The 26,503-nt window shown below is 36.1% G+C and carries 9 protein-coding genes; 2 read left to right on the forward strand and 7 right to left on the reverse strand.

Going from position 1 to position 26,503, the window contains the following annotated elements; all coding sequences use genetic code 11:
• The 7 genes from ACNH59_RS01675 to ACNH59_RS01705 form a co-directional block, all read right to left on the reverse strand.
• Positions 1 to 1,485, reverse strand: coding sequence for a xylulokinase (locus tag ACNH59_RS01675; RefSeq protein ID WP_418263726.1), 1,485 nt, complete (start codon positions 1,483 to 1,485; stop codon positions 1 to 3).
• 2 nt (positions 1,486 to 1,487) lie between these two features.
• A complete protein-coding gene (locus ACNH59_RS01680) occupies positions 1,488 to 2,474 on the reverse strand; it encodes a GntR family transcriptional regulator (protein WP_418263727.1) in 987 nt (328 codons plus the stop codon).
• Between the two features lie 183 nt (positions 2,475 to 2,657).
• Positions 2,658 to 4,310 carry a sodium/sugar symporter gene (locus ACNH59_RS01685; protein WP_418263728.1) on the reverse strand — a complete coding sequence of 551 codons (1,653 nt, stop codon included), beginning with the start codon at positions 4,308 to 4,310 and terminating at the stop codon, positions 2,658 to 2,660.
• A gap of 291 nt (positions 4,311 to 4,601) precedes the next feature.
• Positions 4,602 to 5,621 carry a UDP-glucose 4-epimerase GalE gene (gene galE, locus ACNH59_RS01690; RefSeq protein WP_418263729.1) on the reverse strand — a complete coding sequence of 340 codons (1,020 nt, stop codon included), beginning with the start codon at positions 5,619 to 5,621 and terminating at the stop codon, positions 4,602 to 4,604.
• 76 nt (positions 5,622 to 5,697) lie between these two features.
• Positions 5,698 to 6,747, reverse strand: a complete 1,050-nt coding sequence (locus tag ACNH59_RS01695; RefSeq protein ID WP_418263730.1) for a UDP-glucose--hexose-1-phosphate uridylyltransferase — start codon at positions 6,745 to 6,747, stop codon at positions 5,698 to 5,700.
• A gap of 6 nt (positions 6,748 to 6,753) precedes the next feature.
• Positions 6,754 to 7,920 (reverse strand): galactokinase, encoded by a 1,167-nt coding sequence (galK, locus tag ACNH59_RS01700; protein ID WP_418263731.1) that lies wholly within the window; start codon positions 7,918 to 7,920, stop codon positions 6,754 to 6,756.
• A gap of 50 nt (positions 7,921 to 7,970) precedes the next feature.
• Positions 7,971 to 9,023, reverse strand: a complete 1,053-nt coding sequence (locus tag ACNH59_RS01705) for an aldose epimerase family protein (RefSeq protein ID WP_418263732.1) — start codon at positions 9,021 to 9,023, stop codon at positions 7,971 to 7,973.
• 100 nt (positions 9,024 to 9,123) lie between these two features.
• Here ACNH59_RS01705 and ACNH59_RS01710 point away from each other — a divergent pair, with 100 nt between their 5' ends.
• Positions 9,124 to 10,122 carry a GntR family transcriptional regulator gene (locus ACNH59_RS01710; RefSeq protein WP_418263733.1) on the forward strand — a complete coding sequence of 333 codons (999 nt, stop codon included), beginning with the start codon at positions 9,124 to 9,126 and terminating at the stop codon, positions 10,120 to 10,122.
• Positions 10,123 to 10,737: 615 nt separating this feature from the next.
• On the forward strand, positions 10,738 to 25,890 hold the full coding sequence (locus tag ACNH59_RS01715; protein ID WP_418263734.1) for an immunoglobulin domain-containing protein: 15,153 nt from the start codon (positions 10,738 to 10,740) through the stop codon (positions 25,888 to 25,890).
• The last annotated feature ends 613 nt before the right edge of the window (positions 25,891 to 26,503 follow it).

A 26,503-nucleotide genomic window follows, 5' to 3' on the forward strand; every position in this document is an offset into this window, starting at 1 on the left:
TTATTTGTTGATTATTAATTCTAATTCTTTTTTCCAGTTTTGATATGCTTTTTTATAAGACTCTTGATTTGGCAATGGCTTATAGCTCATCACGTAATCATTTTCGGTAATGTTTTTTCCAAATTTTTCAAAATCACCTTCGTGCAAACCTGAAGCTCTCGCCGCTCCAATGGCACCTGTAGTGTTGTAAATTTGAATTTCGCAATTCATTACAATCGCAATGGTATTGGCAAAAATCGGAGAACGAAATAAATTGTCGTTACCTGCTCGCATCACCTTAATTTCGATTCCATCAGACTGCATTATTTCCATTCCGTAAATGAATGAAAAAGCAATTCCTTCTAGAGCCGCTCGGCATAAATGGGCTTTATTGTGATTATTCAAATTGACATTGACCAATCTGGTTCCTACTTCTTGGTTGTTGAGCATGCGTTCCGCTCCATTCCCAAAAGGTATTAATACCACACCATCAGAACCCACTTCAACTGATTCTGCTAATGCATTCATCTCGTTATAGGATTCAACGGCTAGGTTATTCAGCAACCAGCGGTATTGAATTCCTGCTCCATTGATACACAATAATTTCCCTATTCTTGGAGTAGCTCCTTTAGTATAATTGACATGTGCAAAATTGTTGACTCTAGCACTTTCTTTGACTGATAAACTGTCCGTTACTGCATAAACCACACCCGAAGTTCCTCCTGTTGCCGCAACTTCACCTGGATTAAACACATTTAGTGAAAGTGCATTGTTGGGTTGGTCTCCCGCTCTGTAAAAAATAGGTGTGCCTTCTGCAAGTCCGCTTTCTTGGGCACCTTTGGCATCCACTTGAGATTGCAAACCAAACGTAGGGACAATATCAGGAATGAGATTCGATTCAATTCCGTAGTGCTGTAACAAAATATCAGCAACATCATCTTTCTTGAAATCCCAAAAAATCCCTTCAGACAATCCTGAAATAGTAGTGTTTATAGTATTCGAAAAACGAAATGCCAAGTAATCCCCTGGCAATATAAACTTATGGATTTGGCTGTAAATTTCAGGTTCGTTTTCTTTGACCCATTTCAATTTAGATGCTGTAAAATTACTTGGTGAATTCAACAAATGCGCATTGCATGTTGCTTCGCCAATTGTTTCAAAAGCTTCGTTTCCAATAGCTACTGCTCTACTATCACACCAAATAATAGAAGGACGTAAAGACTGTCCTTTTTTATCAACCAAAACCAATCCGTGCATTTGATAAGAGATTCCAATTCCTTTGATTTGGGCACTAGATACACCGTAGTTTTTCTTCAATTTAGCAATAGCATTACAAGAATGCTCCCACCAATCTTCTGGTTTTTGTTCCGCCCAACCGTTTTTTACGGCTAGCATGCTCATTTCTGTTTCGGGTTCTTGAACCACTCCAATACTTTTTCCTGTAGCTATTTCGACTAAAGCTACTTTAATGGAGGAACTCCCGATATCAAATCCGATGTAATACATAATTATAATGATTCTCTAATAGTTAATTGCGTTGGTACATATTGCTGCATCGGCTCGTTACCGGTTACAAACTGAGCCCCTAATGTTCCAAGAGTTTTAAAATCCGTAGAAATTACAGAGATTCCTTTGTAGATAAATTTTTTCATAGGAGTTTCGTTATAAGACAAAATCCCTACGTCTTTTCCCGGCTCAAGATTCAACTCTTGACTTTGCTCTAAAAACTGCCCTAAAAATCGGTCACTCACACTGATATATGCAGTGTTTGTATTGATAGTCCAATTTTTAGTATCTGTTATTATTTTGAAATCCATCTTAAAATCAGAAGCAAATTTTTCAAAAAACCTTACTGTCTCTATAGGGTGATGCGTATATTTTGGGTATACAAAATGAATGGATTCGTATTTCAGTAAGTTTTCTTTGGCTTCTACTAAAGCATTGTAAAATGATTGACCAAAGTCTTGAAAAATATAATTATTTTCTGGTTGTGAGTGCACATTCCAATCAATCCATAACAATTTATCAACAGGAAGAACACTTAAAACCTCTGGTACTTCGGCATTGTCGAAAGACATGACTACATATTTATAGTATTTCCCAACACTATTTTGAATAATGGTTTTAAAATTATCTACATTATAGTGGTGAAATTGCACATCAGTAATAAAATTATCTGGCAAATTATTGATAAACGAATGATACAAAACTTCTTTATAGGCTTTGAATGTGTCGAGAACTAATAAAATTTTTCGAGTTTCACCCGTTACATAATACCCTTTACTAGGTACTGAATCAATCACACCTTGTTCTTTCAGAATCAAATAGGATTTAAAAACAGTATCTCTGGACAATTGACAGGACTTACTAACACTTGTAACCGAAGGAAGTTCAGCGCCAACAATCAATTCTTTTTGAGCTATAGCATTTTTAATTCCGTCAACCAATTGTTGATACTTTGGAACATCACTATTTTGCTCTATTTTAAAAATCATTTGTTTCCGTTTAAATTTGCCATCACACCCGTACCGTACCGTACCGTACTGGTGTATTGCAAATATATAGATAATGTTGAAATAAAAACAACATCCTAATATTAATTTTTAAAAAAAGACATAAAAAAAATCCCTTCTTAGAAAGACATCTAAGAAGGGATTACAATTTATAAACAGTTTCTATTATTTCCAGAAAAAGGCGTAAGCCACTGCTAACAATATCAAAATCACAAATGATCCAATATTAAACAATTGACTCGTTTTGAAAAACTCTTTGTTCAAAGGAATTCCTTTAGGATCATTTTCTCCTTTGTTTTGCGTCAAACTAAGAACTGCAATCACTACCATTGTTAACAATGTAGTATATCCCATTTGATCCATCCAAGGTAAAGTTGGGAACAAATCACTTTCTATCCATCCTTTTGGTCCGATTTTAAAGAACAACGCAATTGGAATAGAAGTTATAGCTCCCCAAATTGCGGCTTTGTTGGTTGTTTTCTTCCAAAACAAACCTAGTAAAAACACTCCTAAGATACCTGGACTCACAATTCCTGTGTACTCTTGGATAAATTGAAATGCTTGGTCAATACCCCCCAATAATGGAGCCATCACTGCTGCAATAATTAAAGCAACAGCACCAGAAATACGACCTACATTTACAGTTGTTTTATCACTAGCATTTGTATTGATATACTGTTTGTAGATGTCCATTGTGAAAATTGTTGATGTAGAATTCAACATAGAAGCCAAAGAAGATACAATTGCAGCAGCAAGAGCAGCAAAAGCCAATCCTTTCAAACCAGCAGGTAAGAAATGTAGCAACCAAGGGTATGCTCTATCAGCAGTACCTACTCCAGGTAAATTCTCCATTGCCGAAGCACCCAATCTCGCCATGATTTCAGGATCATTAACCATTACATAAGCCGCGATTCCAGGAATTACAACAATAAACGGAATTAATAACTTCAGGAAAGCCGCTAACAAAATCCCTTTTTGAGCCTCAGGCAACGATTTTGCAGCCAAAGTTCTTTGAATAATGTACTGATTGAAACCCCAGTAGTAGATATTGGCAACCCAAAGACCTCCAACTAAAACTCCAATACCCGGTAAATTCATATACTCTGGATTAGATTCGTCCAAGATCATCACAAAACGATCAGGAGCTGCATTATAAATCGTTTTCATACCTTCCCACATACCAGCACCATCAGAAACCGTATTTAATGCTAAATAAGTAGTCACCAATCCTCCTAATACAAGGAAAACTACTTGAATAACATCTGTCCAAGCTACGGCAGATAAACCTCCATATAAGGAATAAGCCGCTGAGAATAATGCTAATCCAATAATAGCATACATCATATCAACACCTAAAATAGTCTCGATTGCCAATCCTCCTAGGTATAATACAGTAGTAAGATTCACAAATACATATAAGGCAATCCAGAAAACTGCCAAAATCGTTTTAAGGTTCGTTGAAAATCGTTTTTCTACAAACTCTGGAATCGTATAAATTCCTTTTTCAATAAAAATAGGCAAGAAGTATTTTCCAACAATAATCAAAGTAAAGGCCGCCATCCATTCATAAGAAGCAATAGCCAAACCTAGTGCAAAACCAGAACCTGACATACCGATAAATTGTTCTGCAGAGATATTTGCTGCAATTAACGAGGATCCAATTGCCCACCAAGGCAATGATTTACTTGCCAAGAAATAATCTTCAGCATTTTTTTGTTCCCCCTCTTTATCTCGAGAAACCCACAGACCTACACCCAAGATCAAAACAGCATAAGCTGCAAAGACTATGTAATCAATAATTCCAAATCCTGTCTCCATAATTTTAGTTCAATTTTTAGTTTTTAGTTCAATTTATATTTAGTTCAATTTTAGTTCCTTACTTAACATTTCAACCTCCTCCTTCACAATACTGTATCTCCCAGGTTACAAAACAAGAGATTAACAATTACACACTTATTTAGGTATAAAAATATACATATCAAAAAAAAATAGCATTATCGCGTGCAATAATACAAAAAACTTTTGGCACTATTAAGAAACCCTATTCTTTTTAGTTGAATGGACTCAAAATAACGAGGCTAACTTTCAAAATCCTTGTTTTAGACAGATTTATTCTTTACTTCTAATTTTAGTTTCCCATTTCCAAGCACTATCCATAGCCTCATCTAATGTAGATTGTGTTCTCCAACCCAACACATTATTTGCTTTATCTGTACTAGCATAAGCTGCTGTCACATCTCCTTCACGTCTGTCTACTATTTTATACGGAAATGGTTTTCCGCTAACTTTTTCAAAACTCTTGATTACTTCTAACACAGAACTTCCTACTCCAGTTCCAAGATTAAAAGTTTCTACTTTCTCCAAATTCTTTTTCTCTAACAAACGTTGCAAAGCCACAACATGCGCTTTAGCTAAATCTACCACATGGATATAATCACGAACACAAGTTCCGTCAGCTGTTGGATAATCATCTCCATACACCATTAATTCTTTACGTAATCCAATTCCTGTTTGCGTAATAAATGGCACTAAATTTTGAGGAACACCAATTGGCAATTCACCAATAGCAGCAGAAGGATGCGCTCCGATAGGATTAAAATAACGCAATAAAATAGCATTGATACCACTTACTTTAGATACATCTGTAATTACTTCCTCACCTATTTGCTTAGTATTTCCATAAGGAGACATCGCAGGTTTAATAGGTGCATTCTCATCAATTGGTAAAACATCTGCTTGACCATAAACCGTACAAGAAGAGCTAAAAATAAAATTAGCTTCGTCTTTTTTCTCTAATTCTTGAAGTATGTAAACTAATGCCGTAATATTGTTTTCATAATACAACAATGGGTTTTGAACACTCTCCCCTACTGCTTTGGAAGCAGCAAAGTGAATCACTCCAGCTATATCTGTATATTTTGCAAAAAAACTTTGAACAGATGCTTTCTCTCTCAAGTCTAATTTTTCGAAAATAGGTGTCTTTCCTGTTATTGAAACTATTCCTTTCAATACATCCTCAGACGAATTTGAAAGGTTATCAATAATAACTACTTCATAACCTTCATTTTGCAATTCAACTACAGTATGAGACCCAATAAATCCTAAACCTCCTGTTACTAAAATTTTCATATTTATACTTTATTTAAAACATATTAATTGGTCGGTATTGGCCCTAAAAACCAACATTGACAAACTTACTATATATTTATTTTGTTTTGTAATGAACTTCAGATAAATCTCTTAACATTTGAGCACTTTTTTCAGCAGTAATATCTCGTTGTGACTCTCCCATCATTTCGTAACCTACCATAAACTTCTTAACTGAAGCCGATCGCAACAATGGCGGGTAAAAATGCATATGAAATTGCCACTCTGGATGCTCGTTACCATCAGTAGGAGCTTGATGAATTCCCGATGAATATGGAAAAGAAGTTTCAAAAAGATTGTCATACTTCGCAGTCAATTTTTTCAATATTTCTGCAAAAGCAGCCACTTCCTCAGTGGTAAAATCAGTGATTTTAGTGATATGACGCTTGCTAATAATCATCGTTTCAAAAGGCCAAACAGCCCAAAACGGAACCAAAGCCACAAAGCGCTCATTTTCAACAACAATACGTTCTTTTTCAACCAATTCTTGTTCTAAATAATCTACTAAAAGATTCTTTCCATTCTTATCGTAATACGCTTTTAGATTGTTTTGTGTTTTTTCAACCTGCGTAGGTAATGAGGATTGCGCCCAAATTTGGCCATGTGGATGCGGATTACTACATCCCATTACGCTTCCTTTATTTTCAAAAATCTGAACATGATTGATATAATCAATTGCCCCTAGTTCTGTATATTCTTTTTGCCAAGTACGTACTACATCTTCAATGGTGTCTAATTCCATCTCAGGCAAAGTTAAATTATGCTTTGGCGAAAAGCAAACTACTTTTGAGATCCCTCTTTCAGGTTTTGCTTTAAAGAAAGTATCGCTAACATTATCTTCAAAATTGATTTCATCTTGCTTCAAAGCGGCAAAGTCATTTTCAAAAACAAATGAACTTGTATATTCTGGGTTTACTTCTCCATTAACACGTACATTACCAGGACATAAATAACATTCCGGATCATAAGCAGGCCTATCGTCTGTTGCAACAGATTCTTTTTGTCCCTGCCATGGTCTTTTTGCTCTGTGTGGCGAAACCAGTACCCATTCGTTAATTAAAGGATTATATCTTCTATGTGGATCTTCGTTGATATCAAAATTTCTCATTTTCATTTAGTTTTTATATAGTGAAGTACCGTTAGATACTTTTACGTCATGTATTTTTAATTCAATTCCAAATTTGCTAAAATAGAGCTTAGAAAATTTTTCTTTTACTAATTCTTCGCTCCCTTTTTTCACAAGAGTAATTGTGCAACCTCCAAAGCCTCCACCCATTAATCTTGAACCTATTACAGTTTCTTCAGATTTTGCCAGTTCCACTAAATAATCTAATTCTGCACAGCTCACTTCATAATCAGCAGACAACCCTTCATGTGTTTCAAACATTAATTTCCCTAAGTTTAATATATCTCCTTTATCCAAAGAAACACAAGCTTCAATCACTCTTTTTATTTCTTTAACAACATACAAACTTCTTCTATAGACATTATCAGTCATTTTTGATTGTAAATTAGTAACATGATATACCTCACAATCTCTAAAACTGTTAATTTCTGGATAATTGGCTTTGATAATTTCTAACCCCTCACCACATTCAATTCGACGTGTATTGTATTCTGAAGTAAACAAGGAATGCTTCACATTACTATCAAAAAGAATCAATGAATAATCAACAAAATTAGCCTCATGATAAGTATAATCTAATGTTTTACAATCTATTTTTACCACTTTATTTTCTAATCCCATTACACTAGAAAATTGATCCATTATCCCGCAATTGATTCCTACCCAATGCTCTGCACTTTGCCCCATCAAAGCAATATCAATTGGTTTGATTTCTAAGTTAAATAGCTCATTTATTCCGTACAAGAAACCACATTCTAAAGCTGCTGACGATGACAATCCAGAACCGGTTGGAATATTACTACTAAAGACACAATTGAAACCTTCAATCTCATATCCTTTTAATTGCAATTGATTTAGAACGCCACGTAGGTAATTCGTCCATACGCTGTCACTCAATTCTTGTTTTGCAGTTACATCAATTTCAAATTTTTCATCTAAATCAACAGCATGAATCTTTGCTGTTTTTGTATTGTTTTTTTCGAATGCAAAACAGATTATTTTGTCAATTGCTGCTGGTAAAACGTATCCATCATTATAATCGATATGCTCTCCGATGATATTAATCCTTCCAGGCGAAAGAATTACTTTACTCGCAGGTTTACTAAATGTTTTTTGATAAAATGCTGTTGTATCTTTAATTAAAATCTCATTCATCATCATGCTATTTAAAATTAGTTAGTTGTTTGTTTATAAAATCAATAAAACTAAAGTTCCTGAAATTTATAAATTGTTTTTTGTTTATAGGTATCTAATGGCTTTAATATTGCGTTAGGAAACAATGGTTGATTGGGCGCATCAGGAAAATTTTGAGTCTCAAAACAAATCCCGCTTTGCGAATGGTACGCCACTCCCTCTTTATTTTTTAATTCAGCAGCTGTTTTCCCTCCTACATAAATATGTACGCTAGGCTGATCAGTAATCACGTCCATTTTAAGATTATTGGCACTACTCATCAACGAGGCAGCAACTGCATCATTATTTTCAATAACAAAACTATTATCAATTGAAGCTGGACATGGTCTTGAAGTTCTATAGTCAAAATCCGTATTTTGTACCGCAATTATATTTCCAGTAGGAACTCCTTCATTAGTAATTTCAACTGTTTTTTGAGAAGGAATCTGTAGCTCTTGGTTGCAAACATTGCCCTCATGTCCATCTAAGTTAAAATAAGTATGATGTGTCAAATTAACCACCGTTTCTTCGGTTGTTGTTGCAGCATACTCTAAAACCAATTCGTTTTCTTCGGTTAAAGTATAGCGCAATTCCACATTCAAATCACCTGGATAATTCTCTTCGCCAGAAGGACTACAATAAGTCAGTATTACCGACGGATTTTCACCTGCAGTTACATTTTTGATGGTCCAGATTTTTCGACTAAAATTATCTATTCCACCATGTAAAGAATGATTGAAGTTATTGGTACTCAATTGAATTTTCTTTCCATTTAATTCAAAAACACTATCCTTAATCCTCCCAGCATATCGACCTACTGTTGAACCAAAATAAGGACAACCATCTAATACAAATGATTTTATGTAAGATTCCAAATTGTCAAACCCCAAAACAACATCTACTAATTTTCCGTTTTTTAGTGGTATTTGCAACGAAGTTAATGTGGCACCAAAAGTAATCACCTTAACCTTAGCACCTTTTTTATTTGTCAACTCACAAGAATCAACAACTTGGTCATCAGTCGTCAAACCAACTGATTTGATTACAAAATTGGGAGTAAAATGAGATATCTGTTTTATTTCCATGAATTTTTTATTAAATACTAAAAACAAAAATAAGATAATAATTCACTTTTACACACCAGTACCTACCAGTTTATTTTTTAACTTGCAAAAAAGTATTGATATGAAATTAATAGCCATTGAGAATAATTCTGGAATTCCTAAATACAAACAAATCATAACCTCTATAGAAAAAACAATAGAAACCGGAAAGCTCAAAAAAGACGACAAACTACCCTCTATCAACAAAGTACGCCTAGAATTTTCCCTTTCAAGAGATACTGTTTTACAAGCTTATGAAGAACTCAAAAAACGTGGAATTATCTATGCCATACTAGGCAAAGGCTATTATGTTAAGAGTACCCATGTTACTATCCAACAGAAGATTTTTCTATTATTTGATGAGCTAAATATTTTTAAAGAAGATTTATACAATTCGATTTTACATAACCTTGGAAAAAATGTACAAGTGGACATATTTTTCCATCACTTTAATATTAAAGTTTTTGAAAAATTAATTAATGATGCCAATGGAAATTACACCAAATACATTATCATGCCTACCAGTTTAACCAATGCAGACGATTATATAAAAACCCTACCAGTTAATGAGGTTTATATTTTAGACCAAACGAATGAAACATTAAAATCATACCCTGCTGTCTATCAAAATTTCACCCAAAATATTTATGACGGACTTACCAAAGCAAAAACGAGACTTAAAAAATACAACAAACTCATTATGATATTTCCTGGCTTTAGAGAACCTGTGGGAATGAAAATGGGTTTCGAAAAATTCTGCACTGACCAGCATTTTAATTTTAAAGTCATTACCGAATTTAAAAAACAAGAGTTGAAAAAAGGCGAAGTTTACGTTATACCCAATGACCGCGATTTAGTGAGTGTCATCGAAAAATCCAAAACACAAGGTTTTCAAATAGGGATAGACTTTGGCGTTATATCATATAATGAAACCCCGCTAAAAAAGATAGTAGAAAACGGAATCACAACCATTTCAACCAACTTTGAAGCCATGGGTAAAATTCTAGCACAAATGATTTTGAATGGAAAAAAAGAACAAATTGAAAACAGCTCTTCTATCATATTTAGAAACTCATTGTAGCTGTATTTCACTTATAAAATATCTCATGGATACACTTTACCGTACCCCTTTGTAATAAAGCCCAAGTAAAGTAATAAACAAAAATGATTTCCCTTTACAACCCTCTAATTTGCGATCATTAAAACCTAAAAATTAATCCTTAAATAAATTAACCCTTTTAGCTTATTAGGAGAAATTCTTATTGTGTTGAAATAATTTTATTTTATTTCAGTAAAACGACATATTTATTTAATTATTTTAACAGCGCTTTTACTATAAAAAAGAGCGCTATTTTTTTTTAGTGATATCAAAACATACTTAAAAACCAGATTTGTTTATTATGAATCGAAAAAAAGGTAGTTCATCGAAATATCCATCACTTTAATCGAAAAGTACTGAAAATCAACCAATAAAAGCTAAAAAAGCAGTAAATTTAAGAATCAAAAACAACTGAAAAGCAATTAATTACATTTTTTTACCTGAAATTATTTATGCAATACAACAGTTGTATCCGTTTTTTTTATTAGATAAAATACCACTAAAATAAACGATTTAAGCCAAAAAACCCATACGTATTATTTTGATAATTGTACAAAATAATATTAGGTATTCTGTTTGATTTTTAAATGTAGGTATATGGACAAAAAATACTTCGAAACTTCTTTAAAAACAGATAAACCATTATTTGGAATAAAAACATTATTCATGTTCTTATTCTTTATGATTAGCTCTTTTAGTGGAATTACTTTATATTCTCAAACCATTACCAATTTCAATCCTACAAATGCTTGTTACAACTCAGGAACATCGGTAATAATTACAGGTAACACATTCACTGGAATTACATCCGTAGCTTTCAACGGAACTAATGTTTCTTCTTTTACCGTTGATAATGACAATCAAATTACTGCTGTGCTACCTACAGGTGCTACTACTGGAAACATTACCATTTCTGACGGATTTACTACTTGGAACAGCGCCACACAATTTATTGTGAATTCGACAATAACCCCTAGTATTTCAATTAGTTCCAATTCAGGGAACTCCATTTGCGCTGGAACAAATGTAACATTTACAGCTTCGCCTACTAACGGTGGCACTACCCCATCTTATAAATGGTTTATTGGAGCAACTCAAGTAGGAACCGACAGTCCTACATTTTCAACCAATACATTAGCAAACGGAAATCAAGTTAAAGTTGAAATGACTTCCAATGCTACCTGCGCATCACCAGCAACTGTTATAAGTAACATTCTTACGATGACTGTGAATCCTGTTCTAACGCCTAGTGTGACAATAGAAGCTACACAAACCGTTTTTTGCGTTGGAACATCAGTAACTTTTAGTATCAATACCATAAATAATGGAGGTATTGCCCCATCCTATCAATGGAAAGTAAACGGAAGTAATGTTGGTTCAAACACAGACACTTACACTACAAGTTCTCTTAGCAATAACGACATTGTCACTCTAGAAGTTACATCATCAGAGTTTTGTGCATCTCCACAAACGTTTACTAGTAACGGCATCCAAGTTACTGCCAATCCAAACTTGCCTGTAAGTGTAAGTATTGGAGCAACTACTACAAATTTCTGTGCAGGAACTAATGTTACTTTTACAGCAACACCTACAAATGGAGGAACAACACCTTTGTATCAATGGAAACTTAACGGTGTTAATGTTGGCACAAATAGTACCACCTATTCAAATTCTGCATTGAGTAATGGAGATGTCATTTCAGTTGAATTGACATCAAATGAAACTTGTACAACAGGAAACCCCGCAAATGATGGTATTTCTGTTACAGTGAATCCTATTCCAACAATTACTGGAACAACTCCTAACAGTCGTTGCGGTATTGGTACTGTTTCCCTTGTTGCCACAGCATCTTCGGGGACGATTAACTGGTATGCGTCTGCCAGTGGAGGACCAAGTTTAGGCACAGGATCAAGTTTTGACACTCCTAGCATTTCTGCCAATACAACTTATTATGTAGATGCCACTGCTCTTGGATGTACAACAGGAAGCAGAACAGCCGTATTAGCGACTGTAAATCCTATTCCAACAATTACTGGAACAACCCCTAACAGTCGATGCGGAACAGGAACTGTTACTCTTGGCGCCTCAGCATCAGCAGGTACTATTAACTGGTATGCTGCATCTAGCGGAAGTCCAATTTTAGGTTCAGGAACAAGTTTTATCACTCCTAGCATTGCTACAAATACCACTTATTATGTAGATGCTACCGATATTGGTTGTACAACAGGCAGTAGAACTGCCGTTTTAGCCACTGTAAATAGTATCCCAACAATTACGGGAACAACTCCTAACAGTCGATGCGGAACGGGAACAGTTACTCTTGGGGCTACAGCATCAGCGGGAACAATTAACTGGTATGCAGCAGCGAGTGGAGGTTCTAGTTTAGGTACAGGAACAAGTTTTGTCACTCCTAGCATTACTACAAATACCACTTATTATGTAGATGCTACAGATATTACTGGGTGTACAACAGCAAGCAGAACTGCCGTTTTAGCCACTGTAAATACTATTCCAATAATTACAGGAACAACCCCTAACAGTCGATGTGGAACGGGAACAGTTACCCTCGGTGCTACAGCATCAGCAGGTACTATTAACTGGTATGCTGCATCTAGCGGAGGGCCAATTTTAGGTTCAGGAACAAGTTTTATCACTCCTAGCATTGCTACAAACACCACTTATTATGTAGATGCTACCGATATTGGTTGTACAACAGGCAGTAGAACTGCCGTTTTAGCCACTGTAAATACTATCCCAACAATTACGGGAACAACTCCTAACAGTCGATGCGGAACGGGAACAGTTACTCTTGGGGCTACAGCATCAGCGGGAACAATTAACTGGTATGCAGCAGCGAGTGGAGGTTCTAGTTTAGGTACAGGAACAAGTTTTGTCACTCCTAGCATTACAACAAATACCACTTATTATGTAGATGCTACCGATATTGGTTGTACAACAGGCAGTAGAACTGCCGTTTTAGCCACTGTAAATACTATCCCAACAATTACGGGAACAACCCCTAACAGTCGATGTGGAACGGGAACAGTTACCCTCGGTGCTACAGCATCAGCAGGTACTATTAACTGGTATGCAGCGGCCAGTGGAGGATCAAGTTTAGGTACAGGAACAAGTTTTGTCACTCCTAGCATTACAACAAATACCACTTATTATGTAGATGCTACAGATATTAATGGATGTACAACAGCAAGCAGAACTGCCGTTTTAGCTACAGTAAATACTATTCCAACAATTACAGGAACAACTCCTAACAGTCGATGCGGAACGGGAACAGTTACTCTTGGCGCTTCAGCATCAGCGGGAACAATTAACTGGTATGCAGCCTCCAGTGGAGGACCAAGTCTAGGAACGGGAACAAGTTTTGTCACTCCTAGCATTACTACAAGTACTACTTATTATGTAGATGCTACCGATATTGGTTGTACAACAGGCAGTAGAACTGCCGTTTTAGCCACTGTAAATCCTATTCCAACAATTACTGGAACAACTCCAAACAGTCGATGCGGAACGGGTACAGTTACTCTTGGAGCTACAGCATCAGCGGGTACTATTAACTGGTATGCGGCAGCAAGTGGAGGATCGAGTTTAGGAACAGGAACAAGTTTTATCACTCCTAGCATTGCTACCAATACAACATATTATGTAGATGCCACTGCTATTGGATGTACAACAGGAACCAGAACTGCCGTTCTAGCGACTGTAAATCCTATTCCAACAATTACGGGAACAACTCCAAACAGTCGATGCGGAACGGGAACAGTTACTCTTGGCGCTTCAGCATCAGCGGGTACCATCAATTGGTATGCAGCGGCCAGTGGAGGATCGAGTTTAGGCACAGGAAACAGTTTTATCACTCCAAGTATTGCTACAAACACTACTTATTATGCAGATGCCACTGCTCTTGGATGTACAACAGGAACTAGAACTGCCGTTTTAGCTACTGTAAATCCTATTCTTACCACATCCGTATCAATAAGTTCAAGTGATGCTGACAACACCATTTGTAGTGGAAATAGTGTAACTTTTACAGCAACAGCTGTTAATGGAGGAACCACACCAAATTACCAATGGAAAATAAACGGAGTCAATCAAGGAGGATTAACTACTTCTAATACTTTTACTAGAACAAACTTAACAAACGGTCAAGTAGTAACCGTAGATATGACTTCAAATGCAACCTGTCCTTCTGCAGCAACAGTAACTAGTAATGCTATTGCAACGACGGTATATACTGGTGATCCATCAAATTGGACAGGAGGAAATCCTATATCAGCACCTTCCTCAGTTTGTCCACCAGGTACTATTGATATTTCTGCCACAGCAGTTGCCAATGCTCAATATTACACTTGGACTTTACCTGCTGGATTTACAATAATTTCTGGTGCTGGGACAAATAACATAACGGTATCCGTAAGTACGGGAGCAACGGTTGGAAACAATCAAAATATAACCGTTCAAGCTTTTAATCCATGTGGAAGTAATGGAAGCAAAACAACTAGAATTAATGTTAATACGTTTAATGGAGTAACTGTCAATCAAAGCACACAAAGTGTTTGTTCTAATGGCTCAATTTCTGTCGTTGGAACCTTAACTGGAAATGCTGCAACTGGAACATGGTCAGCTCCTTCAGGAACGTTTTCAAATATTGTTACATCTGGAACAAATCCTATTACAGTTAGTGCAACTTACACTCCCACTATAACCACTGGCTCTGTTACATTAACTATAACCACCAATGCACCATCAGGTGGAGGTTGTCCCAATATTCCTGGAACAGCCACAGTAAATGTTACCGTCAATGAGATTGTAACAATCACATCACAACCAACTAATAATCAAACAATTTGTTCAGGAACAAGTGCTAGTTTCAGTGTAGCAGCAACAGGAACAGGATTGACGTATCAATGGAGAAAAGGGACTACCAACCTAACAAACACAGGAAATATAACAGGAGCAACGACTGCGACATTAAATTTATCCAATGTATCCACATCTGATGCAGGTAGTTACAACGTCATTGTAAATGGTGCTAGCCCTTGTTCTTCGGTAACATCAAATAATGCTACATTAGTTGTAAACCAAGCGATAGCTATAACCACTCAGCCTGTCAGTACTCAAACCGTTTGTTCAGGAAATTCAGTAAACTTTAGCACAACTGCGACTGGTGACGGTTTAACCTATCAATGGAGAAAAGGAACTACCAATCTTACGAATGGAGGTTCGATTACTGGAGCAAACACCAACACACTTACTATTAACTCTGTGACTTCTGTTGATGCAGCTACAGATTATAATGTGGTTGTCTCTGGAATTGCTCCTTGTAATCTTTTAACCTCTAATAATGCCGCTTTAATAGTTAATGATGCCGTTGCTATAACCTCCCAACCTATAGCATCTCAAACTGCTTGTTCAGGTAATACTGTAAACTTTAGTGTTACTGCCACAGGAACAGGTCTTACCTATCAATGGAGAAAAGGTCTAACCAACCTTTCTAATGGTGGAAACATCTCTGGCGCTAATACCAATACATTAACTTTAAACAACCTTGCCACTACTGATGCTGGCAGTTACAATGTAATTATTTCAGGTTCTAGTCCGTGTTCTCCTGTAACTTCTTCTAATAGTACATTAGTTGTCAATCAAATTGTAGCCATCAATACGCAACCTACTGCGTCTCAAACCAAATGTACAGGTAATTCAGCTACTATATCGGTAACTGCAACTGGAACTGGTTTAACCTATCAATGGAGAAAAGGAACAACTCCACTTTCTAACGGTGGGACTATTTCGGGTGCAACAACCAATACACTTACTATTAATCCTGTAACATCAAGTGATGCGGCTGCTGATTATAATGTGGTCATTACTGGAACTGCTCCTTGTAGCGCTTTGACTTCTAATAACGCTGCCTTAATAGTCAATGATGCTGTAGTTATAACCTCCCAACCTATAGCCTCTCAAACAGCTTGTTCAACTGATTCTGCCAACTTTAGTGTAACAGCAACGGGAACAGGTCTTACTTACCAATGGAGAAAAGGTGCTACTAATTTAGCTGATGGTGGAAATATTTCGGGTGCAACAACCAATACTTTAACTTTAAACAACCTTGCCACATCTGATGCGGGAAGTTACAATGTAATCGTTACTGGTTCTAGTCCGTGTTCCCCTGTAACTTCTTCTAATAGTACATTAGTTGTCAATCAAATTGTAGCTATCAATACGCAACCTACTGCGTCTCAAACCAAATGTACAGAAAATTCAGCTACTATATCGGTAACTGCAACTGGAACTGGACTAACCTATCAATGGAGAAAAGGAACAACTAATTTATCAAATGGCGGGGCTATTTCGGGTGCAACAACTAATACACTTACTATTAATCCTGTAACATCAAGTGATGCGGCTGCTGATTATAATGTGGTCATTACTGGAACTGCTCCTTGTAGCGCTTTGACTTCTAATAACGCTGCCTTAATAGTCAATGATGCTGTAGTTATAACTTCCCAACCTATAGCCTCTCAAACAGCTTGTTCAACTGACACTGCCAACTTTAGTATAACAGCAACGGGAACTGGTCTTACCTACCAATGGAGAAAAGGCACTACTAATTTATCTGATGGTGGAAATATTTCGGGTGCAACAACCAATACTTTAACTTTAAACAACCTTGCCACATCTGATGCGGGAAGTTACAATGTAATCGTTACTGGTTCTAGTCCGTGTTCTCCTGTAACTTCTTCTAGTAGCATATTAGTTGTCAATCAAATTGTTGCTATCAGCACACAACCTACTGTATCTCAAACCAAATGTACAGGAAATTCAGCTACTATATCGGTAACTGCAACTGGAACTGGTTTAACCTATCAATGGAGAAAAGGAACAACTAATTTATCAAATGGCGGGGCTATTTCGGGTGCAACAACCAATACACTTACTATTAATCCTGTAACATCAAGTGATGCGGCTGCTGATTATAATGTGGTCATTACTGGAACTGCTCCTTGTAGCGCTTTGACTTCTAATAACGCTGCCTTAATAGTCAATGATGCTGTAGTTATAACCTCCCAACCTATTGCTTCTCAAACTGCTTGTTCAACTGACACTGCCAACTTTAGTATAACAGCAACGGGAACTGGTCTTACCTACCAATGGAGAAAAGGTACTACTAATTTATCTGATGGTGGAAATATTTCGGGTGCAACTACCAATACTTTAACTTTAAACAACCTTGCCACATCTGATGCGGGAAGTTACAATGTAATCGTTACTGGTTCTAGTCCGTGTTCTCCTGTAACTTCTTCTAGTAGCATATTAGTTGTCAATCAAATTGTTGCTATCAGCACACAACCTACTGTATCTCAAACCAAATGTACAGGAAATTCAGCTACTATATCGGTAACTGCAACTGGAACTGGTTTAACCTATCAATGGAGAAAAGGAACAACTAATTTATCAAATGGCGGGACTATTTCGGGTGCAACAACCAATACACTTACTATTAATCCTTTGGTTTCTACTGATGCAGCTGCTGATTACAATGTGGTCATTACTGGAACTGCTCCTTGTAGCGCTTTGACTTCTAATAACGCTGCCTTAATAGTCAATGATGCTGTAGTTATAACCTCCCAACCTATAGCCTCTCAAACAGCTTGTTCAACTGATACTGCCAACTTTAGTGTAACAGCAACGGGAACTGGTCTTACCTACCAATGGAGAAAAGGTACTACTAATTTAGCTGATAGTGGAAATATTTCTGGGGCGAATACTAATACTTTAACATTAACCAACCTTTCAATTGCCGATGCTGGAAGTTATAATGTTATAGTTACGGGAACTAGTCCGTGTTCTCCCGTAACTTCAAATTCATCTGTTTTAAGTATTAATAAAAAAGTAGCAATTGGCACACAACCTTCAAATGTTGGTATTTGTGCAAGTAGCCCAGCACAATTTGGTGTAGTTGCTAGTGGTGATGGACTTAGTTATCAATGGTATAAAGGAACTTTCCCTGGCACAGCGGTTACAAATAATGCTTTTATAACGGGTGCCCAATCAAATATTTTAAAATTTAGTCAAGCATTCTTAACTGATGAAGGCATTTACTATGTAATTGTGAGTGGTGCTTCACCTTGTTCTTCAGTTACATCAAATGAAGTAACATTAAATGTAGACCAATCAATTGTGATCACAACGCAACCCTCTTCAAAATCACTTTGTATTGATTCGAATGTAACATTTACCATTGAAGCAGATGCTAATGGTGATCCTTTAACTTTTCAATGGAGAAAAAATGGCACTAACATTGGTGGATTAATAACTTCAACGGCCACAACGTCAACTTTAACCTTAAATAATATATCCTCTGGAGATGCTGGGAACTACGATGTTGTTATTTCTGGGCCTATTGGTTATACCTGTTCCTCAGTAACATCTACTAGTAGCGTATTGACTGTTAATCCGTACCCTACAATTAGTGGCAATCTTAGTATTTGCGGTGGGTTCACCACCCAACTAGCTGGATCTGCTTCACCAGCAGCTGCTAACCCTTGGATATCGTCTAATACATCTGTAGCCACAATTAGTAATACTGGTTTAGTTTCAGGTCTTACATCAGGTACCAGTACGATAACTTACACAAATAGCAATGGTTGTATGACAACTGCAACTGTAACAGTTACTGAAACCGCGCAGGTTAACCAACCTACAAGTCAGGTAGTCTGTAACGGTAATAGTACCTCAAACATCAATTTTTCAACAACAAACACAAGCGGAACGACTACTTATTCTTGGACCAATGACACAGCTTCAATTGGATTGGCTTCGTCTGGAACGGGAAATATTCTTGCGTTCACAGCAAGTAATTTAGGCACATCTCCTGTTACAGCAACAATTATTGTTACACCTATATACACAAATGGAGGTGCTAATTGTAACGGACCTACAAAAACATTTACTATAACTGTAAATCCAAGCACTCAGGTTAATGAGCCAACAAGTCAGGTAGTTTGTAATGGTAGTTTAACAACTTTAGTTTCTTTTGCAACCAATAATACGGGAGGTACAACAACCTATTCTTGGACTAATGACAACACTTCAATTGGTTTAGCCGCTTCGGGAAGCACTAATATTTCAGCATTTACGTCTGTAAATTCAGGAACAACTCCTATTATAGCAACTATTACGGTTACGCCAACATTTAATAACGGAAGTGTAAATTGTACAGGGGCTGCAAAAACATTTACTATAACTGTAAATCCAACCGCTCAGGTTAATCAACCAGTAAATCAAGTGGTTTGTAACAGTGGTTCAACAAATTTAGTGTCTTTTGGAACCAATAATACAGGAGGTACAACAACCTATTCCTGGACTAATGACAACACCTCAATCGGACTTGCGGCATCTGGAAATTCTGATATTTCAGCATTTACGGCTGTAAATTCAGGAACAACTCCTGTTATAGCAACTATTACGGTTACGCCAACTTTTAATAACGGAAGTCTTAATTGTTCAGGACCCACAAAAACATTTACTATAACTGTAAATCCAAGCGCTCAGGTTAATCAACCAGCAAATCAGGTGGTTTGCAACAGTGGTTCAACAAGCTTAGTGACTTTTGGAACCAATAATACAGGAGGTACAACAACCTATTCTTGGACTAATAGCAACACCTCAATTGGACTTGCAGCTTCAGGAAGTGCTGATATTTCATCTTTTACAGCGACTAATTCGGGGACAACTCCTGTTACTGCAATTATTGTTGTTACACCTACTTTCAATAACGGAAGTGTTACTTGTACTGGACCTACAAAAACTTTTACCATAACCGTAAATCCAACTGCTCAGGTTAATCAACTTACAAATCAGGTGGTTTGTAATGGAAGTTCATCAACTTTAGTTTCTTTTGCAACCAATAATACGGGTGGCACAACTACCTATTCTTGGACTAACGACAACACTTCAATTGGTTTAGCCGCATCCGGAACAGGAAACATTGCTGCTTTTTCTGCAACTAATTCAGGGACATCCCCTATCATAGCAACAATTACTGTTACACCAACTTTCAATAATGGAAGTATAAATTGTACTGGACCTACAAAAACATTTACTATAACCGTAAATCCAACCGCCCAAGTTAATCAACCAACAAGTCAGGTGGTTTGTAATGGCAGTTCAACAAGTTTAGTCGCATTTGGAACCAATAATACAGGTGGTACAACTACCTATTCTTGGACTAATAGCAACACCTCAATTGGACTTGCAGCATCTGGAACAGGAAATATTGCTGCTTTTTCAGCAATTAATTCGGGTACAACCCCTGTCGTTGCAACTATTGTTGTTACACCAACTTTCAATAACGGAAGTGTAAATTGTACTGGACCTACAAAAACATTTACTATAACCGTAAATCCAACTGCCCAGGTTAATCAACCAACAAGCCAGGTGGTTTGTAATGGCAGTTCAACAACCTTAGTGTCTTTTGGAACCAATAATACGGGTGGCACAACTACCTATTCTTGGACTAATGACAACTCTTCAATTGGACTTGCCGCATCCGGAACAGGAAATATTGCTGCTTTTTCTGCAACTAATTCAGGGACATCCCCTATCATAGCAACTATTACGGTTACACCAACTTTCAATAATGGAAGTGTAAATTGTACTGGACCTACAAAAACATTTACTATAACCGTAAATCCAACCGCCCAAGTTAATCAACCAACAAGTCAGGTGGTTTGTAATGGCAGTTCAACAAGTTTAGTCGCATTTGGAACCAATAATACAGGTGGTACAACTACCTATTCTTGGACTAATAGCAACACCTCAATTGGACTTGCAGCATCTGGAACAGGAAATATTGCTGCTTTTTCAGCAATTAATTCGGGTACAACCCCTGTCGTTGCAACTATTGTTGTTACACCAACTTTCAATAACGGAAGTGTAAATTGTACGGGGGCTACAAAAACATTTACCATCACTGTAAATCCAACGGCTCAAGTTAATCAACCAACCAATCAAGTAGTTTGCAATGGAAACTTAACAACTTTAGTGACTTTTGGAACAACTAATACTGGTGGTACAACTACTTATGCTTGGACTAATAACAATACTTCAATTGGACTTGGTGCTTCAGGAAGTTCTGATATTTCAGCATTTACGGCTACTAATTCAGGTACTTCTCCTATTATAGCAACAATTACAGTTACACCAACTTTCAACAACGGGAGTGTTACTTGTACGGGCACCACAAAAACATTTACCATAACTGTAAACCCAACAGCTCAAGTCAATCAACCTACTAATCAAGTCGTTTGTAGCGGCACTTCAACTTTAGTATCTTTTGGCACCAATAATACTGGCGGTACAACAACTTATTCTTGGACTAATAGCAACACCTCAATTGGTTTAGCAGCTTCTGGAACTGGAAATATTGCTTCTTTTATAGCAACTAATACAGGAACATCTCCTGTTATAGCAACTATTGTTGTTACTCCAAATTTTAATAATGGTAGTGTAAATTGTACTGGACCTACCAAAACATTCACTATTACGGTTGACCCTGTTTCAGTTGGTGGAAATTTAACTGGTTATGCAACCGACCAATCTGGAAATCCATACAACAACCCAATTGTATACAGCAAAAACCTTATTGCTTGTGAATCCACAGATGGTTTAATCGTATTAAACGGTCAAGTTGGAACTATTATTCGTTGGGAATACTCTACAAATGGTGGTGCAAATTGGACAACTATCAGTAACACCACTAATAGCCATGCCTATTCAAGCATTCCGCAAACAAGAATATACCGAGCTGTAATACAAAGTGGAATCTGTAGTGTTGCTTATTCTAATATTGTAACAGTAAGTGTGGTACCACAAGATATTAAGCCTACTCCAGTTACTGTTTCAAAAACAACTATGTGCTTAGGTGATACGACCGTATTTACAGCAACAAGTGGTTTTGCAACAGGACAAAACATACAAGGTGGAGATTTTAACACAGGGCAATTCCCAGATAAGACCAACCCTGACAAATGGCGTTTGGATGGTGTTGCTGTTGGTAACGCCTGGACTGCCTCTGCTGATAATACAAAACCAAACAATTGGGCGGGTACAAACGGACACCCTTTTGGAACATACCCTATATTTTATGACTCCCTTGATAAAAAATTCGCAATAGCCAATGGAGATTTATTAAACACTTATTATGGTGGAACTAGAGACAATACCACATTAGAAACACCAAGATTTAACACCTATGGACTTACAACTTCTGTATTTGAAGTTGATATGGCATGGAATTTAGAAGTAAATGATTACGGTAAAATAGAACTATCCCTTGACGGAGGAGTGACATACAACATTGTTCTTTTTAGTAAAATAGGAAAAACAGCTTCTGCCATATTTAATCCCCTTCAAAAATTTTCTTTTGATTTATCTGATTATGTAGGCCAACAAGATTTAAGAGTAAAATTCACTTTCAAAGGAACAACAGTAAATAGTGCCTGGGCGTTAGACAATATAAAATTACCTACACCTCCTGTTGGACCAGATATTGTATGGACCGATGAAAACCAAAATATTATAAGTACAGCAACTACCTATTCAGAAACACCTACCACACCAGGGATCCATAACTTTGCAGTAACTTCATTTGTTAATGGTTGTGTGTATGATATCACCCCACAGAACACCGTATATATTACTGTGAATGTCAATTACTCCTATGCTGGAAAAGATCAAACTATCTTAGTTGGTGAATGTGGTAACAATAGTGTCAGTCTAAACTCTTATGACAATACAAAAACTGCGAATGAAAACATAGCAAAAGGTGCTTTCGACAATAATTACCAACCTGGAAACCATCTTGGCACAGGTGCTACTGGAAAATGGACTATTAAATCAACAACAAGTACTTGCGGAACGGGTACTTTTTCAAATGATACCGATCCAAATGCAACCTTTACTGGAGAAGCTGGGGTATACGTTTTAACATGGACTACGGGAGGCTGTACTGATGATGTACAAATCACCTTTACAAATTGCGATGTAATTGATTTCGACGGAGTTAACGACAATGTTACCTTTAAAGACAATTATAATTTAACCAATAAATTTTCGATTGAAGCTTGGGTGAAACCAAATTCTGTTTCAGGAACACAAACTATATTTTCTAAACGAAATGCTAACAATCTAGCAACTGGGTATGATTTAAAATTAACAGGGAATATCGTTTCATTTAATTGGAATAATGCTGGTTCCATAACTTCAAATTATCCTATATCCACTAACAGATGGTACCATATTGCTGTAACATTTGATGGCGGTATTTATAGATTATTTATTGATGGTATCGAAGTAAGCAATCCTTCTGGTGTGGCTGGTGTCAAACCCACTATAAATACTATGGATTGTATTCTTGGAGCAATGGATCAAACGGGTACCCCTCCAAACAAACCTGTGAATTATTTCCATGGTTGGATTGATGAACTCCGAATTTGGAATACGGATTTAAATTTAGATCAGCTCCATCAAATGATGAATCAAGAAATAATTTCCAGTCCTACCGTTGCTGGTAATGTACAAGGAGCAATTATTCCTATAGATGTATATGGACTTTTATGGACTACCAATTTACTAGGATATTACCAAATGAACAACATCAGTTGTGGTTATTTAAATCCAAATAAAGGAACAACTAAAGGGAAATTACGAAACATTACTACTGCCGAAGACCAAACGGCTCCTATTCCTTATACCACCATCAGAAATGGTAATTGGAAAAATCGAACTGCAGGAGTTACGCCATGGTTACATGGTAGTACCGTTTGGGATTATCCAAACAGCACTGGAGTGAATGGCGACCCAATTGATTGGAATATTGTAGTTAATTCGAACAACTTAAACAATGATGACAACGACATTACCTTATTAGGTTTCGTAATGCATACTGGGACTCAACTTGATGTACATGCACCTGGGACTTTAAACGAAACAAATTCAGGCCATATGTTATGGATTACCCATTATTTAAAATTAAATGGCTTCATCGATTTAATAGGTGAATCACAATTGCTACAAAAGAGATATTATAGTTTCCCGACCCAATTCAGCGAAAGTATATTTGAAGAAGCTAGTACTGGATATATTGAACGTGACCAACAAGGTAAAAAAAATAGTTTTAATTATAACTATTGGACTTCCCCTGTAAGCATTAGAGGAAATGCGAATAACTCACCATATACCTTAAATGGTGTTTTAAGAGATGGTACAACATCCTCAAATCCAAAAGTAATCCAGTTTGACGGCAATGCTTTTTATGCTGACGGACCTGTAGAAAGTCCTATTAAAATAAGCACCCGATGGGTATGGTCCTACAATTCTAAAACATTAGCCTCTAATTCAGAATTGGATAATTACTACTTATGGAATCACATCTATAATTATGGTTCCTTAAATACAGGAGAAGGTTTTACTATGAAAGGAACTGGAGGAACTGCTCCACTTACAAGTACACAAAATTATGTATTTACAGGAAAACCAAATTCAGGAACCATCACTTTAGGTTTGCCTTATGAACAAACCTATTTAGTAGGGAACCCATATCCCTCTGCACTGGACGCAGATGAATTTATTAAAGACAATTTAAAAGACTGTTCGGGTTGTAGAGCAACAGTCAATACTTTCAATGGCGCACTGTATTTCTGGGATCATTTGGGAATTACAGGAAATCATAATTTAGCTGAATATGAGGGCGGATATGCTACTTATACCCTAATTGGTGGAACAATTGCCACTGTAGATGGAGACTTAAATTCCCAAAGTGGAAATACTGGAACAAAAACACCTGCCAGATACATTCCTGTTGCTCAAGGTTTCTTTGTAGATGCTTATCTAGAACCTTCTATCATTGGCACAACTAATACTGTTCAGGGAGGACCATTAGTATTTAAAAATAGCCAACGAGCATTTATGCGAGAAGGAAATCCAAATTCGGTTTTTATGAAACCAACTGCCTCTGGTAAAACTACAATAAAAGCTAATACAGATACAAGAGCAAAAATTCGACTTGGTTACCTTTCTACTTCTGGAAAATACAGACAATTATTAATTGGTAGCGACAACAACACGACTTCGAATTTTGATTTAGGTTACGATGCTCCAATGTTTGATTTGAACATTGATGATTTGTATTGGATTATTAACGATAGTCCATTTGTAATTCAAGGGATTCCTGATTTTGACAAAAACTCAATAGTTCCACTCGGAATGACCGTTACAAATGAAGGGGAATCAAAAATCAAAATTGATAATTTGGAAAACATCTCTAATGAAATTGCTATATACATTCATGATAATGTAACCAACCTTTATCATGATTTAAGAGCAAATGACTTCACAATATCACTTCCTGCTGGAAAATATACCGATCGATTTAGTTTGCGTTTCGAAAATAAAACTATTGTAAATACTGAGGATAAGGAAATAAAAGAAGGTATTACAGTTTATTTTTCTGAAGAGTCATACAGCATCAATATTAATAATTATATATATAATGATATCGTAAAAAAAGTAACATTATTTAACTCATTAGGCCAAATTATAAAAAGTTGGGGGATTGAAAAAACGAATCAAGAAACTATTGTGCTACCTTTGAAAAAGGTAAGCTCAGGGGTATATATAGTGAAAACAAAAACTTCACATAGTAGCCTTGACACGAAGGTCATTATCAAGTAGTTTGTAAAGAAACTTGAAATCTTATTATATAAAATTCTTTTCAATTTAGTTAAAAACGTATTCTTCATAGGATACGTTTTTTTATGCATCAAATTTAAAACCGTTAATCTTTTTTTTACGTATAATTAATTACTGGTATAGATTAGAATATAAAATAGTAGAAAAAAATAACACACTTACAATCAAACTTTTACCAAATTAAAAAAAAATGAACAAATCAAGCAAATAAACACATCTTATTTGTAAGTTTAGAGCTTCTTTTTTACGTAATAATGCATTTTATCGGTATTTTATGCAGTTTTATCGATAAAATTAAATAAAATATTTATTTTTACAATCTAAATTATTATTAACATAATTTAAAAAAAAGATTACGAAAACAAATAAGTTTTTAATCGTTTTATTAAAGTCTTTAATCGATAAAAGGTTAAAAAAATCTAAAAAGAGATTTGAATTTGTTATTTTTGGCTTGATTAAACCAAACCACTATTAACAAAACCTTTAAAATTAAGATAAGAAACTTATATATGAATTAAGTAATCTATTGAATTATACAAATAATACCACTATAATAAACATTTTCACACAACTGTAAACTTAAAAAAACAAAAGA

The sequence above is a fragment of the Flavobacterium faecale genome, assembly GCF_048320115.1.
GTDB lineage: Bacteria > Bacteroidota > Bacteroidia > Flavobacteriales > Flavobacteriaceae > Flavobacterium > Flavobacterium faecale_A.

Bases quoted from the DNA above. Each gene is read 5' to 3' on its own strand.
- ACNH59_RS01680 (WP_418263727.1), bottom strand. From the start codon at position 2,474: ATGATTTTTAAAATAGAGCAAAATAGTGATGTTCCAAAGTATCAACAA.
- ACNH59_RS01705 (WP_418263732.1), bottom strand. From the start codon at position 9,023: ATGGAAATAAAACAGATATCTCATTTTACTCCCAATTTTGTAATCAAA.
- ACNH59_RS01685 (WP_418263728.1), bottom strand. From the start codon at position 4,310: ATGGAGACAGGATTTGGAATTATTGATTACATAGTCTTTGCAGCTTAT.
- galE (WP_418263729.1), bottom strand. From the start codon at position 5,621: ATGAAAATTTTAGTAACAGGAGGTTTAGGATTTATTGGGTCTCATACT.
- ACNH59_RS01715 (WP_418263734.1), top strand. From the start codon at position 10,738: ATGGACAAAAAATACTTCGAAACTTCTTTAAAAACAGATAAACCATTA.
- ACNH59_RS01695 (WP_418263730.1), bottom strand. From the start codon at position 6,747: ATGAGAAATTTTGATATCAACGAAGATCCACATAGAAGATATAATCCT.
- ACNH59_RS01710 (WP_418263733.1), top strand. From the start codon at position 9,124: ATGAAATTAATAGCCATTGAGAATAATTCTGGAATTCCTAAATACAAA.
- ACNH59_RS01675 (WP_418263726.1), bottom strand. From the start codon at position 1,485: ATGTATTACATCGGATTTGATATCGGGAGTTCCTCCATTAAAGTAGCT.
- galK (WP_418263731.1), bottom strand. From the start codon at position 7,920: ATGAATGAGATTTTAATTAAAGATACAACAGCATTTTATCAAAAAACA.